We start from the raw sequence: 12,956 nt of genomic DNA, 5'->3' as shown, positions 1-12,956 counted from the left end.
GTTAGCTGATGGGGTTATGCACCGTCACGAGTTTGGTTCCATCGGGGAAGGTAGCCTCTACCTGTACTTCGTGTACCAGATCGGCGACACCTTCCATCACCTGATCTGCGCGCAAGATTTCACGGCCAAAACCCATTAGCTCCGCGACACTTTTTCCATCGCGTGCGCCTTCAATAATTTCCATTGAAATCAATGCCACCGCTTCCGGGTAATTCAACTTCAAGCCACGAGCGAGACGTCGCTCGGCCAATAGTGCGGCGGTAAACACCAGTAATTTATCTTTTTCTCTGGGCAATAATTCCATGGAAAACCCGCAATTATTTTATTGATTTCATGTGCGCCAAATCCTCGGTGCACAGGCACTGCGCCCGAGTAGCTGCGGACGCATGTAGCACCACGTTTGGCTCAACAATTCACGTACTTCAAATGCACAACGCCCCAGCACGCGCACCACCAGCATATTGGCCACAAGGGTGACTCCGCCAAGGCCGTGCGTATTGCCACGCATTAAAATCCGGCGGCATTCCGCCATCGCATCATCGCAAACCGCCTCGGGAAAGGGCCCCATTACCATCATCCCGTTTACCGGAAAATTACTCAGCCCGGCTTTGCAGCGCAGTATGTCAACCGCGGGGTCCCCCAAACGCAGCGAGTCCAGCAGCAACGGCATACCATCCAGAAAAATTTCCAGACGTTGATGCAATCGACTCTTGTGAAACGATTCTCCTCGGGCTGGCAACCCCAGTGACGTCACCTCCCACCCCGCAAATAGCGCTCCCGGTTCCAGGTTCACGCGGGTGTGCATGGAGCCATTGGCACCGGGATAAGCGATGTTCTCCAGAGGCAACCACTCAAGACTCGCGCCAGCGGCAATTTGCAACAGGGTGTTTTGCCGCTGTAACAGTCCGTCACCGCGTGCCCTGTACACACGCCCGGCACCGGTTGTGGTCACCAATGCCCGCGCGCGCTCTGCGACGGTTATACGGACATCCAGTTGATCCCCGGAAACCAGGCCACCCGGAGGGTGCAGCAGATATATGTGAGCCAGATCCCGTCCTTCGGGAAAGAACGGTTTCTGTACATACAGCGGACCCCGATGATGATTCCTTGCCAGGCGACAACCCCGCGCATCATGCTCAAATACCAGTTCCAGTCCTGCCAACCAGCGACCCGCACTACTTCCCGCACTATCGGAGCAACCAAGGCCTTCTGAACTTCGTAATGTAGCGAGCTGATTCATCAAAGACGTACATGCAAGGCAGCCCACGACTGCCGTCGATTGGTTGGATTAGAGGACAATGGAAGCAAGAATTGTGGAACGACGGTATGCGTCAATTGACGTAGTTAAGTGCCGCCGACTCCGGCAACCCCAAACTGCGGGAAATTCGATACACTTTGATGCCACCCACCTTGCAAGGAGCACTCCATGGCCCTGACTCCATCCACCATGATTCCCCTCGGCACCCCCATGCCGGCATTCGCGCTACCCAACGCGGATGGAAAGGCGGTCGACAGCAATGCACTTGATGAAAAGCCGCTGGTAGTGATGTTTATCTGCAACCACTGCCCGTTCGTAAAGCACATCGCAGATGGGCTGGCTGCGTTTGGCAAGGACGCGGTGGCCAAGGGCGTTAACGTTGTGGCCATCAACAGTAATGACTTCGCCAGCTACCCGGCGGACAGCCCGGCCAAAATGCGTGAAGAGATCGCATTGCGGGGATATGAATTTGAATATTTGGTGGACGAGGATCAGTCCGTGGCCAAGGCATTTGACGCAGCCTGCACGCCGGACTTTTTTCTGTTCGACCGAGACAGGAAGCTCGCGTACCGCGGACAGTTTGATGACAGCCGCCCGGGCAACGATGCGCCGGTCAATGGTAAGGATTTACACGCTGCAGTGAATGCGGTGTTGGCGGGGGAGAAACCTGCAGACGATCAGGTGGCGTCGATTGGCTGCAACATTAAGTGGAAGTAATTGGTGACAGAATGTTCCCGGTATTGCCTCGGTATTGACACCGGGAACATTCTAAAGACGCATTCCAGTGCTAAGCGGCGCTCTTCAGGAACGCCAGCATCCAGCGCGCTACCGCGCTCTCATGAATGTCATTGTGCAGAGATTCCTTGCCCTTCTCGACCATATCTTCGCCGAATACTTCTTTACGCAATTCCATCAAGCCCTTGGAGTATGGCTTGGTGAATTCCGGATGCGCCTGCATGGTAAGCATGTGCCCACCGACTTGCAGCATCGCATAGGGGCAGAAGTCGCTGGAGGCAATCACTTTGGTCTCTGGCGGTAGTGCCACCACCTGGTCCTGGTGGCTGACCAGCAGGCTGAATTGCGGCTGCGGTTCCACCATCCACGCTGGCGTCTCCTGCACTTCGTAGCTGTGCACCCCGACACCCCAGCCATTTTCTGACTTGCGCGCCTCACCACCCAGAGCGTGGGCAATAATCTGGTGACCAAAGCAGATGCCCAGGGTCGGCTTCTCACGGCGGCGCAACTCGCGCACAAACTCCATCAGCGGCGCAATCCACGGCTGATCGTCGTAGACCCCGGTTTTACTGCCGGTAATCAGGTAGGCATCGACTTCGTCGATATCCGCCGGGTATTCACCGTGCTGCACCTCGTAGGTGACAAACTCCAGCGCGTCATCCTCACGCTTCAGCAGCGCCGCAAACATCTCCGGGTACTCACCGAATTCGGCCACCAGCTGCGGGCGCACATCGTCCGTTTTAAGAACACCAATCTTCATTACTTCACCCATATACAGGCCAATTACCAACCAGGATCATTTTTGTGATCACATTATTGCCGCAGTGCACGCCGGCCACAAGCCCAGATCCAAATGTCACCCAATCAAACGCAAGAAAGTTTCTCCATTCGACAGACAGCTAGACTGAAAGTGTCGTGCAAAATGGCAATGCCGGACTGCATTGTCGCACCGCTAGGAAGTTCAAGGAGCGATCTTATGAAGAAACTCAGTCTGGCCGCCGCATTCCTCGCCGCCACCCTCGCCAGCAGCCACTGCCTGGCCGATCTGGAGCAAGGCGACTTTATTGTCCGCATTGGCTGGGGACTGGTGGATCCGGATGATGATTCCGACCCGCTGCTGATCGACAACACCGTCGAACTGACCAACACCCGGGTCCTTGTGGACGATGGCGATAGCGCGACCATTACCGGCACCTGGATGTTCGCAGACCACTTCGGCCTTGGGTTACTGGCGGCGCTGCCGTTTGAGCACGACCTTGATGTCATTGGCTTGCCCAACCCCGACAACCTCAATGCCCGACTCGGCAAGGTGGACCTGGGCAGTATCGAGCACCTGCCACCCACGCTTACCGTACAGTGGTTCCCCACGTGCAAAGAGTCCTGGGTACAGCCGTATTTCGGCCTCGGGGTGAATTTCACCACTTTCTCGGACGAAAGCATCAGCACCGTTGCCAATGACTACTTCGCGGATGTGCTCGGGGCCGTTAGCCGCGCGAACCTCCGGCTCGACGACTCCTGGGGGCTCGCCGGCGAAATCGGTGTGGATGTAATGTTCGGGCCAGACAGCAACTGGCTGTTCAATGCGGCCGTCTGGTACCTGGATATCGACACCGAGGCGAAAATCGACTTCCGCAGCCGCGGCGATACCTTTACCCGCATTACTGCCGATGTAGATATCGACCCCTTTGTTTACTCGATTGGTATCGGCTACAAGTTCTAGGCTGTTCCCGCGGGCGCGATAGCGCCCGCACAACTCTCCCCTTTACCCTTTCCCTTCTCCCCTCTCCTCACTCCGCCCGCGGCATCCCCCAGACAAACATTGGATTCGGCGCCACTCCTCTGGCGATAGCTGCTTTTATATGCCGATAATTGGGCACCCCGGCGTCGACGCCAAATGGCCAAAAGCAGATGAAGTGGCAGAATACGCATCCGTATCACTGCCCGCGAAGTCATCGCTGCCATTTTCATGTATGATTGCGCGCCAACTGACTATTTTTTAGCCGGCAGGTGAACCAGAGGAGACATAATGACGACATCCACCTCCCCCAGCGAGATCCAACCCGGAGCCTCCGGCAAAAAAACCGCCTTTACCCGCTTCCTCGATACCGTGGAATGGCTGGGTAATCTGCTGCCCCACCCCATTACCCTGTTCGCCATGTTTGCCCTCGGCGTAATCGTACTGAGCGGTGTGGCATCGTTCTTCGGGCTTTCTGTGGTGGATCCGCGCCCGGAAGGCGCCGCTGGCCGCTCTGCCGACGGTGTTATCCATGTGGTGAACCTGCTGTCCGGTGAGGGTCTCAGGACAATTGTTACCACCCTGGTCACCAACTTTACCGGCTTCGCCCCGCTGGGCACGGTGCTGGTGGCATTGCTGGGTGTGGGGATCGCGGAACATTCCGGCCTGCTCTCCGCGGCCGTGCGCGGCATGGTATTGAAGGCCTCCAAACGCACCGTGACCGTGATCGTGGTGTTCGCCGGCATCATCTCCAATACCGCGTCTGAACTGGGTTACGTGGTGCTGATCCCGCTAGCAGCGATGATCTTCCACTCCCTCGGCCGCCACCCACTGGCGGGCCTGGCCGCCGCGTTTGCGGGTGTCTCCGGCGGTTACAGCGCCAACCTGTTGCTGGGCACCGTTGACCCACTGCTTTCAGGCATCACCGAATCCGCCGCACATATGATCGATCCCAACTATGTGGTGGGCCCGGAAGTAAACTGGTACTTCATGATTATCAGTACCTTCCTGATCACCATCGTGGGCAGCTGGGTAACCCTGGCGATCGTGGAGCCGAAGCTGGGTAAATACGATAACAGCGAAGCCTCCGTCGACCTGTCCCAGGACAAGATGACCGAGCTTACCGGTGATGAGAAGCGCGGCCTCAAATATGCAGGCTTTGCGGTTCTGGGCGTGTGCGGTTTGCTGGCGCTCACCATCGTTCCCGAGTGGGGTGTGCTGCGCAACCAGGAAACCGGTGCCGTGGCAGGTTCCCCGTTCCTGAAAGGCATTGTGGCACTGATCGTGGTGTTCTTTGCGGTTCCGGGCTTCGTGTACGGCAAGACCGTGGGCACCATGAAGAATGATCGCGATGTGATCGACGCCATGTCCCGAAGCATGGGCACCATGGGCATGTACATCGTGCTGGTGTTCTTCGCCGCGCAGTTTGTGGCCTTCTTCAAAATGACCAACCTGGGCACCATCTTTGCGGTACTGGGTGCCGAGGCCCTGCAGAGTATCGGCCTGACCGGTCCGATTCTATTCCTGTTCTTTATCATGATGTGTGGTGTGGTGAACCTGAGCCTTGGCAGCGCCTCGGCTCAGTGGGCGGTGACTGCGCCGATCTTCGTGCCCATGCTGATGCTGCTGGGCTACGCGCCGGAAGTCATTCAGGCGGCCTACCGGATCGGCGATTCTGTCACCAACATCATTACCCCGATGATGAGCTACTTCGGCCTGATCGTGTCCTTCGCTACCCGTTACAAGAAAGACCTGGGTATGGGTACGCTGATCGCAACGATGATTCCCTACTCCATCTTCTTCTTCGTCGGCTGGACTGCGTTGTTCTTCCTGTGGGTATTTGTTGCGGGCATGCCGGTAGGACCGGGCGCGGCGACTTACTTCACTATGTAAAACCAAAGTAAAACAGCCTTGTGCGCATATCGCTATGCGCACATGGCGAGGACGCAGAGTAAGGACACGAGTAAGAACAAAGAATCACAAAGATTGATTCCTGCCGCGGTGCATGGTTTGCTTCTCTGGAGCCATACACCGCAAAACAGGAATGTTCTTGTGAAAAAGCCCCTAATCTCCCTCTCCCTTTCCGCCCTGGCCTTTGTCAGCCACGGCGCTTTCGCGCAGACACAATCAAACACTCTCGACGCGGCACTCAAGAAATCCGAGCCCAACGTGATCGAGTGGCGACGCCATATCCACCAGAACCCGGAACTGGGCAATCGCGAATTTGAAACCGCCAAGTACATCACCCAGCACCTGAAAGCCCTCGGTATCGAAGTGGAAACCGGTATCGCCCACACCGGCGTAGTCGGGTTCCTCAAGGGCGGCAAACCGGGCCCCACCCTAGCGCTACGCGCGGATATGGACGCGCTGCCAGTGACCGAGCAGGTGGACATCCCCTTCGCTTCAAAAGCCACCACCCAGTACAACGGTGAAGAGGTTGGTGTGATGCACGCCTGTGGGCACGACACCCACGTGGCCATGTTGATGGGGGCCGCCGAAGTGCTGGCCGGTATGCGCGACGAACTTGCCGGCAATATCCTGTTTATCTTCCAGCCCGCCGAAGAAGGTGCACCAGACGGCGAAGAAGGCGGTGCCGAGTTAATGCTGAAAGAAGGCTTATTCAAGAAGTACAAGCCCGCAGTGGCATTCGGCCAGCACGTAACCTCCAGCCTACCCTCTGGTGTCATTGGCTACCGTTCCGGGCCACTGATGGCGAGTTCCGATCAGTTCAAAATTCATGTGCATGGCCGCCAGACCCACGGCTCCCGCCCCTGGGGCGGCGTCGATCCAATTACTGCGTCAGCGCAGATCGTGATGGGTACACAGACGCTGGTTAGCCGTCAGATTGATATCACCAAAGAACCTGCCGTGGTTTCCTTCGGCATTATCGACGGTGGTGTGCGCAACAATATTATTCCCGACAGCGTGTACATGAACGGCACCATTCGCAATTTCGATATGGATAACCGCCAGGAAATTTTTAAACGCTTGAAGGTGACAGCGGAGAAAATTGCCGAAGCCAGTGGCGCCGAGGCAAAAGTAGAAATTCTTGAGGGCTACCCGGTAACCGTCAACAACCCGGCACTCACTGAAGAAGCCATTCCCGCGCTAAAAGCCGCCGCTGGCGACGACAAGGTAATGGTGATTCCGAAAATTACCGGCGCTGAGGATTTCTCCTTCTTCGCCAATGAAATTCCGGGCTTCTACTATTTTCTTGGGGTTACCCCCAAGGGTACAGATCCTTCCACCGCTGCCAGCAATCACTCACCGCAGTTTTACGTGGATGAGGGCGCCCTAAAAATTGGCACCAAGGCGATTACCCAACTGGCCATCGATTATCTGGACAGGCAGAAAAATCAGTAACAGTTGGCAATAAAAAAGGCGATCTTGCGATCGCCTTTTCTATTTATAGCGCCTGAGCAAAAAACTCTACGCTTACGCCGACTCGGTACGGCGTTGTGGGCGGCGACGGCGCTGCCCCGGCTTGGCCGCCGTATTGCCATTGCTATTACCATTGGCAGCACGATTACCTGAACGGCTGTTGCCACTGCGGCCATTGCCGTTGCGCTCATTGCCGTTGCGACCTTCCGAATGATTACCATTGGCGCGGTTGCTGGAAGCGCTACGATTCCCAGACGGCTTGTTTCCACCAGACTTATTGCCGGAAGGTTTGTTACCGCCAGCCTTGCCGTTGCCCGACTTGCTGCGCCCACTACCGCCGCGGCGAACCTGTGAACCTTTGCCGACTTTGCCGCCGGATTCCGGCACCACGTGGTCCGGTTCAAAGCCCTCAATTTCTTCACGCTCGATCGGCTTCTGGATCAGTCTTTCGATATCACGCAACTGCTTGATTTCGTCGGCAGACACCAGAGATACCGCGTGTCCGGATGCGCCGGCACGACCGGTACGACCAATTCGGTGCACATAATCTTCCGGCACATTGGGCAGATCGAAGTTTACCACTTGCGGCAACTGGTCGATGTCGATACCGCGCGCGGCGATATCCGTGGCCACCAGAATCTGCACCTTGCCATTTTTAAAATCTGCCAGTGCTTTAGTTCGCGCATTCTGGCTTTTGTTGCCGTGAATCGCCGCCGCAGGAATACGATGCTGTTCCAATTGCTTGGCCAGACGGTTGGCACCGTGCTTGGTGCGGCTGAAGACCAGTGCCTGGTGCCAGTCATTTTCCTTGATCAGGTGACACAGCAAAGATGCCTTGCGGGACTTATCCACCGGATGCAGCTTTTGCATTACGGTTTTGGTGGTGCTGTTGCGCGGCGCCACATCGATTTCAACCGGGTCGTTCACCAGGCCTTTGGCCAAGCCGCGAATTTCCGGCGAGAAGGTCGCGGAGAACAGCAGGTTCTGACGCTTCGCTGGCAGTACGCGCAGAATTTTTTTGATGTCGTGAATAAAACCCATATCGAGCATGCGATCGGCTTCATCCAACACCAGCGTTTCCAGGCGATCGAATTTGATCGCGCGCTGATTGTAAAGGTCCAGCAGGCGACCGGGAGTGGCCACCAAGATGTCCGCACCACCGCGCAGGCGCATCATTTGTGGATTGATTTTTACCCCACCGAACACCACGGAGTGTCGCATGGGCAGGTGCTCACTGTAGCTCTGCACATTGTCGAACACCTGCGCAGCGAGCTCGCGCGTCGGGGTCAGTACCAGCGCACGCACCTGATTGTTGCGCGCGCGCGGGCCGGCGCTCAGCCGGTGCAATAGTGGCAGGGTAAAACCAGCCGTTTTACCGGTACCGGTCTGTGCGGCCGCCATGACGTCGCCACCGCGCATCACCACCGGAATGGCTTGCTGCTGGATAGGGGTAGGTTGGGTATAGCCCTGCTCCGCCACGGCGCGGGCAATTTCCGGCTCGAGGCCGAGATCTTCAAACAACATAATGTATCTTCTTGCAGGCGACCGCAGTTCGGCACCGGGTCAACCAGAGGTAAATTCGTGAAACTCATACTGAAACCGCAAAAAATTGCAATGTTCCACAGTCGGTTTCGAGTTGCCGCCTTAGGCGTAGGCCGAAAATTCGTATTCGGCTGGGTGCGGCATTCAGTAGGAAGAGTTCAGGCACACTGATGAGAACAGTGTTCTAGAAATGAGCCGGGAAATGGTCCGGCCTACAGATGACGCTTCTGGCGATATCGCCAGCCGCGGCACTATACCACAGCGCGACGGACTGCCTAGTTTTAATTTTACGCTCGCCCGCTTTGCACTATCTGGCCCGTGACCCATGGCTCAAGCCCGTGGAACCTGTGAGCCCACAACTGTGCAGCGTAGCCTGTATCTCACACCGCGCGATGGTCGTGGCCCGGTGGCTATTGATCCATTTGTTGTGCGATGGGGAGGGTTTGGTTTATGACAGTCAGTAAAAGCAATGGGCACTCGCAGCCCGCGCCGCTCAGGCAGGTCGATCCGGAGTCCATTTGGAACGAAAACCACTACACGCTGGCCGATGGGCGGGAGGTATTGATTCGCCCCGTGCGGGCATCGGATGGAGAGCTTGAACGGGAATTGATCGAGCGTTTGTCTGCCGATAGCAGTCGTATGCGTTTTCTCGGTGGTATCGGTCAGGTCTCGCGCCAGCTGTTACAAATTCTCAGTGACAACGACGCCCAGCACGAGGCCTTCATTGCCCTTACCACCACTCAGGAGGGTACCCAACAGGCAGTCGGCGTGGCGAACTTTGCCTGTGACCCGGACGGCAGCCGTTGCGAATGCGCGGTTGTTGTCGCAGACGATTGGCAGCGTTCGGGGCTGGGCAAATACCTGCTGCAGGACCTGGTAGAGGCGGCAAAACTGGACGGGCTCGATGAAATCTACTCACTGGATTCGGCCAGCAACTCGGCCATCGACCACTTGGCCAGGGAGCTGGGCTTCACCTGTAAGTCCGATCCCGGCGACTACACCATGGTCCGCTATAGCCTGGCCCTGCACTAATCTCTAACTCTGCCATTACGGTGTGTAAATGCAATATACGGCCCCCTGTTACTAGCCTGTATTAGCCAATACTAACCAGTAACATCGGGGGCCCAATTTTGTGTGGCCGGCAACTGCGCCCCGGCGAGGCGAGAAACCGTTGACATTGTCGCCGCCAGAGGGTTTTCTAGGGTACGCCAAGCGATAAAGAACGCTGTTCTGGGCTATATATAACAACAGCTAATAATAATTTCCGGAGTTTCCCATGGAATCGAGCCCCCTAATCTCTATCGGCCTGCCGATCTCACTGTTTATCATCATGATCGGTATTGGCATGACCCTGACGGCCAGGGATTTCCACCAGGTCACCGTCAAGCCAGCCGGGCTAATCCTCGGCAGCATCACCCAAATCCTTTTGATGCCAGCCATTGCCTTTGCTCTGGCGTGGGCGCTGACCCTGCCACCGGCCATGGCGGTGGGCCTTGTGATCATCGCAGCCTGCCCCGGCGGCACCACTTCCAACCTGTTTACCATGCTGGCGCGCGGCAATGTCGCCCTGTCTATTGTGCTTACCATCTCGGCCAGCCTGATTACGATCATGACGCTGCCGGTGTTCGCCAACTACGCGCTGCAACTGTATTACGGCGCACAACAGGAGATTGCCCTGCCGTTCGGGCGTACCGTGTTGATGCTGTCCGCAATCGTGCTGCTGCCGGTTGCCATCGGTATGACCGTCAAGGCATTGCGCCCCGCGTTCGCGGAGCGCGCTGAGGGTTTTGTGAGTATCTTCGGCGGGCTGGTACTGGTGTTACTGGTTGTGGGCATTGTTTACGGCGTGCGCGACCGTATCTTTGACCTGATGGCACAGGCCGGCCCCGCCACCATTGCCCTGAACGTGCTGGGCATAGCACTGGGCTTCCTCAGCGCGAAGCTGGTGGGACTCGGCAAACGTGAGGGATTGGCCGTAGCCACTGAGCTGGGGATTAAAAACGGCACTCTCGGCCTGATGGTGACGCTGACCCTGATGCATTCCAATGAGATGTCTGTGCCGTCGGCAATCTACGGGGTCATCATGTTCCCAATCGGCTTTATGCTGGTAGCCTATGGGCGCCGCGTGGTTAAGCAGGGAGAGGCAACTGGCACCTACGAAGATCGGCTCAATCCCACCTAACAACGCGAATACACTGATATCGAAAAGGGGTCGGCTTATGCCGGCCCCTTTTGTATTTCACCACCCATCAACCGCAACATCAGGCAGGCTTGTCGACGCGGTAACAACAGTATTCCAGCGAGCTCCCCGCCAGCTCCTTGGTTTCCGAATGCGAAAACACTGCACCGACCTTTTCCGCCGCTTTCAGTGAACGGATATTATCGGGACCGATGTGTAACCAGATGCGTTCCACATGCTGGAACGCATAGTCAAACATGAGTTTCTTTACGCGCCCGTTCGTTTCCCCACCCCAATGTTTGCGCGAAAGGAAGGTATAGCCAATCGCCACTTCCCGCTCCGGCTGATAATCGTAATACCGCGTGCTGCCAATTATCTCGCCGGTAGTCCGATCGACAATCTTCAGCGTAGAACCATAATCCATCGCGGACTCAAACCATTTTTCAAATTCACTACGTTTATAGCGATCTTTTGCCGGATGATCTGCCCACAGCGCCTTGTCGTTAGCCACCCGGTACAAACCATCGAAGTCGGACGCCTGTAGCTTGGCGATCTCGATCACCGAATCCTGGAGAGTTTTTGTTATGTCCATCTGATACACCGTTTTGTACAGCCAATTTACCAGCCGTCCGTATCGTTTTAATCACGAATAGCAGCAGCGCGTCCATCTTGCCAATAGCGGATTAATATATAATGAAACCTCGACTAGTTATACGGAATGGCATCAACACATAACTTGTACCCGCCCTCCAATAACTTGCGATAGATTGATCAAACTTGAGTATTCAGGCACTTATATGACAACGCGTATCAACGCCGATTTTTCCCAAAGAGTGGTAGTCCGCCCGGAGCAGTATGATTGGGTAGCATCGCCGATGCCCGGTGTGGAACGCATGATGCTGGACCGGATTGGCGACGAGGTTGCGAGAGCCACCTCGATTGTTCGCTACGCACCAAACAGTGCATTCTCACCCCACATCCACTCGGGTGGTGAAGAATTCCTGGTGCTGGAGGGCGTCTTTTCCGATGAGCACCGGGACTATGGCAAAGGCAGTTACGTACGCAACCCAATCGGCACCTCCCACACACCAAAAATTGGCGCAGAGGGCGCGACCATTTTCGTCAAGCTGCATCAATTCGACGAAGCCGACAAAGAGCAGAAGGTAATCGACACCAGTACACAACCCTGGCTTCCGGGGCTGGTAGGCGGGCTGCAAGTTATGCCGCTGCACGAATACGGCACCGAGCGTGTCGCGCTGGTAAAGTGGGCCCCCAATACGCAATTCAACAGCCACCAACACTGGGGCGGTGAAGAAATTTTCGTAATAGAGGGCACCTTTCACGACGAGTACGGCAGCTACCCGGCAGGCTCCTGGTTGCGCAGCCCGCACTTCAGTCGGCATACCCCGTTTACGAAAGAGGATGGCGCATTGATCTATGTGAAGACCGGGCACTTACCGTCATAAGCAGTAAAAACTTAATTGGTTAACAACGTTCGTGAAGGTTTGCATGCTTCAAGTATTCAGCTGGCGGAGAGAATAGATACTGGCCGTTACTATCTCTCCGTTTTCTGTTTTTACCGTAATCTCAATGCGCTCGTACTCGCTGCCCTCAAACTCATCTAGTATTGCCCAATACGCAGATAGCTCTTCGGACGACAATAAGAACCCCTGAACTTCCTCGCCGTCTTCACCGTCCTGAACGGGCACAAATCCGGGAAAGCCCAGCTCGGCACCCCAGCCCTCGTATTGCAACTTCCCCTTGGCCGTAGCCGCCTCCCAGATTCCGGGTATGACCTCGACCACGTGATGATTCTTTCTTCCCGGCCCCAGAGAACCATATATAAACAATCTTTCCATTCAGCCGAGCCTCCCCATTTGCCCACAATGCATTTCAACTCGCTATTGGCAATTTACATAGAATCTTAACGAGCACCTGACGTTGCCCCACGCACGCATCTGAAACCAATATAAATCCAGACCACCTGCCCACAGCTGACCAACCAGTCAAACACATATACGGAAAATATAAATTTCGGCAGGCTGATGACCGCCAATCAACGTATCGCTGTTGGCTAATCCAATACACTGTTTGTGGATATATAGTCGACGGTAGCCGATTAAAAA

13 protein-coding genes are annotated in these 12,956 nt (G+C 55.9%); 7 read left to right on the top strand and 6 right to left on the bottom strand.

Annotation, left to right across the window (positions count from 1 at the left end):
• Nucleotide 1: 1 nt before the first annotated feature.
• Nucleotides 2-304 carry an urease subunit gamma gene (locus Mag101_RS02760; protein ID WP_077400481.1) on the bottom strand — a complete coding sequence of 101 codons (303 nt, stop codon included), beginning with the start codon at nt 302-304 and terminating at the stop codon, nt 2-4.
• Nucleotides 305-331: 27 nt separating this feature from the next.
• A complete protein-coding gene (locus Mag101_RS02755) occupies nt 332-1,240 on the bottom strand; it encodes an urease accessory protein UreD (RefSeq protein WP_077400479.1) in 909 nt (302 codons plus the stop codon).
• A gap of 186 nt (nt 1,241-1,426) precedes the next feature.
• Here Mag101_RS02755 and Mag101_RS02750 point away from each other — a divergent pair, with 186 nt between their 5' ends.
• The gene (locus Mag101_RS02750) at nt 1,427-1,975 is read left to right on the top strand and encodes a thioredoxin family protein (protein WP_077400476.1); all 549 of its coding nucleotides are present in this window, start codon (nt 1,427-1,429) and stop codon (nt 1,973-1,975) included.
• Nucleotides 1,976-2,045: 70 nt separating this feature from the next.
• On the opposite strand, the gene Mag101_RS02745 is transcribed toward Mag101_RS02750, so the two are convergent.
• Nucleotides 2,046-2,753, bottom strand: coding sequence for a glutamine amidotransferase-related protein (locus Mag101_RS02745; protein ID WP_077407995.1), 708 nt, complete (start codon nt 2,751-2,753; stop codon nt 2,046-2,048).
• 216 nt (nt 2,754-2,969) lie between these two features.
• On the opposite strand from Mag101_RS02745, the gene Mag101_RS02740 reads away from it, so the two are divergent.
• The 3 genes from Mag101_RS02740 to Mag101_RS02725 all read left to right on the top strand — a co-directional run bounded on the left by Mag101_RS02740 (nt 2,970) and on the right by Mag101_RS02725 (nt 7,091).
• Nucleotides 2,970-3,713, top strand: coding sequence for an OmpW/AlkL family protein (locus Mag101_RS02740; RefSeq protein ID WP_077400473.1), 744 nt, complete (start codon nt 2,970-2,972; stop codon nt 3,711-3,713).
• Between the two features lie 306 nt (nt 3,714-4,019).
• Complete coding sequence (locus Mag101_RS02730) at nt 4,020-5,621, top strand: AbgT family transporter (protein WP_077400467.1); 1,602 nt, start codon at nt 4,020-4,022, stop codon at nt 5,619-5,621.
• A gap of 159 nt (nt 5,622-5,780) precedes the next feature.
• The gene (locus Mag101_RS02725; RefSeq protein ID WP_077400464.1) at nt 5,781-7,091 is read left to right on the top strand and encodes a M20 family metallopeptidase; all 1,311 of its coding nucleotides are present in this window, start codon (nt 5,781-5,783) and stop codon (nt 7,089-7,091) included.
• A 72-nt stretch (nt 7,092-7,163) separates the two neighbouring features.
• On the opposite strand, the gene Mag101_RS02720 is transcribed toward Mag101_RS02725, so the two are convergent.
• Nucleotides 7,164-8,633 carry a DEAD/DEAH box helicase gene (locus Mag101_RS02720; protein ID WP_077400461.1) on the bottom strand — a complete coding sequence of 490 codons (1,470 nt, stop codon included), beginning with the start codon at nt 8,631-8,633 and terminating at the stop codon, nt 7,164-7,166.
• A 468-nt stretch (nt 8,634-9,101) separates the two neighbouring features.
• Here Mag101_RS02720 and Mag101_RS02715 point away from each other — a divergent pair, with 468 nt between their 5' ends.
• Together Mag101_RS02715 and Mag101_RS02710 are read left to right on the top strand one after the other, a co-directional pair.
• Nucleotides 9,102-9,683 carry a GNAT family N-acetyltransferase gene (locus Mag101_RS02715; RefSeq protein ID WP_198040065.1) on the top strand — a complete coding sequence of 194 codons (582 nt, stop codon included), beginning with the start codon at nt 9,102-9,104 and terminating at the stop codon, nt 9,681-9,683.
• Nucleotides 9,684-9,927: 244 nt separating this feature from the next.
• On the top strand, nt 9,928-10,833 hold the full coding sequence (locus Mag101_RS02710) for a bile acid:sodium symporter family protein (protein WP_077400455.1): 906 nt from the start codon (nt 9,928-9,930) through the stop codon (nt 10,831-10,833).
• A 79-nt stretch (nt 10,834-10,912) separates the two neighbouring features.
• On the opposite strand, the gene Mag101_RS02705 is transcribed toward Mag101_RS02710, so the two are convergent.
• Nucleotides 10,913-11,422 carry a GNAT family N-acetyltransferase gene (locus tag Mag101_RS02705; RefSeq protein WP_077400452.1) on the bottom strand — a complete coding sequence of 170 codons (510 nt, stop codon included), beginning with the start codon at nt 11,420-11,422 and terminating at the stop codon, nt 10,913-10,915.
• Nucleotides 11,423-11,627: 205 nt separating this feature from the next.
• On the opposite strand from Mag101_RS02705, the gene Mag101_RS02700 reads away from it, so the two are divergent.
• A complete protein-coding gene (locus Mag101_RS02700) occupies nt 11,628-12,296 on the top strand; it encodes a cupin domain-containing protein (protein WP_077400449.1) in 669 nt (222 codons plus the stop codon).
• Between the two features lie 48 nt (nt 12,297-12,344).
• Here Mag101_RS02700 and Mag101_RS02695 read toward each other — a convergent pair whose 3' ends face one another.
• Complete coding sequence (locus Mag101_RS02695) at nt 12,345-12,689, bottom strand: gamma-glutamylcyclotransferase family protein (RefSeq protein WP_077400446.1); 345 nt, start codon at nt 12,687-12,689, stop codon at nt 12,345-12,347.
• Nucleotides 12,690-12,956 lie beyond the last annotated feature (267 nt).

Source organism: Microbulbifer agarilyticus, from assembly GCF_001999945.1.
Lineage (GTDB): Bacteria > Pseudomonadota > Gammaproteobacteria > Pseudomonadales > Cellvibrionaceae > Microbulbifer > Microbulbifer agarilyticus_A.
Note: the sequence above shows the minus strand (reverse complement) of the source record. Positions and strands in the feature narration are given on the sequence as shown.

Bases quoted from the DNA above. Each gene is read 5' to 3' on its own strand.
- Mag101_RS02710 (WP_077400455.1), top strand. From the start codon at position 9,928: ATGGAATCGAGCCCCCTAATCTCTATCGGCCTGCCGATCTCACTGTTT.
- Mag101_RS02720 (WP_077400461.1), bottom strand. From the start codon at position 8,633: ATGTTGTTTGAAGATCTCGGCCTCGAGCCGGAAATTGCCCGCGCCGTG.
- Mag101_RS02750 (WP_077400476.1), top strand. From the start codon at position 1,427: ATGGCCCTGACTCCATCCACCATGATTCCCCTCGGCACCCCCATGCCG.
- Mag101_RS02745 (WP_077407995.1), bottom strand. From the start codon at position 2,753: ATGAAGATTGGTGTTCTTAAAACGGACGATGTGCGCCCGCAGCTGGTG.
- Mag101_RS02715 (WP_198040065.1), top strand. From the start codon at position 9,102: ATGACAGTCAGTAAAAGCAATGGGCACTCGCAGCCCGCGCCGCTCAGG.
- Mag101_RS02760 (WP_077400481.1), bottom strand. From the start codon at position 304: ATGGAATTATTGCCCAGAGAAAAAGATAAATTACTGGTGTTTACCGCC.
- Mag101_RS02705 (WP_077400452.1), bottom strand. From the start codon at position 11,422: ATGGACATAACAAAAACTCTCCAGGATTCGGTGATCGAGATCGCCAAG.
- Mag101_RS02730 (WP_077400467.1), top strand. From the start codon at position 4,020: ATGACGACATCCACCTCCCCCAGCGAGATCCAACCCGGAGCCTCCGGC.
- Mag101_RS02755 (WP_077400479.1), bottom strand. From the start codon at position 1,240: ATGAATCAGCTCGCTACATTACGAAGTTCAGAAGGCCTTGGTTGCTCC.
- Mag101_RS02700 (WP_077400449.1), top strand. From the start codon at position 11,628: ATGACAACGCGTATCAACGCCGATTTTTCCCAAAGAGTGGTAGTCCGC.
- Mag101_RS02695 (WP_077400446.1), bottom strand. From the start codon at position 12,689: ATGGAAAGATTGTTTATATATGGTTCTCTGGGGCCGGGAAGAAAGAAT.
- Mag101_RS02740 (WP_077400473.1), top strand. From the start codon at position 2,970: ATGAAGAAACTCAGTCTGGCCGCCGCATTCCTCGCCGCCACCCTCGCC.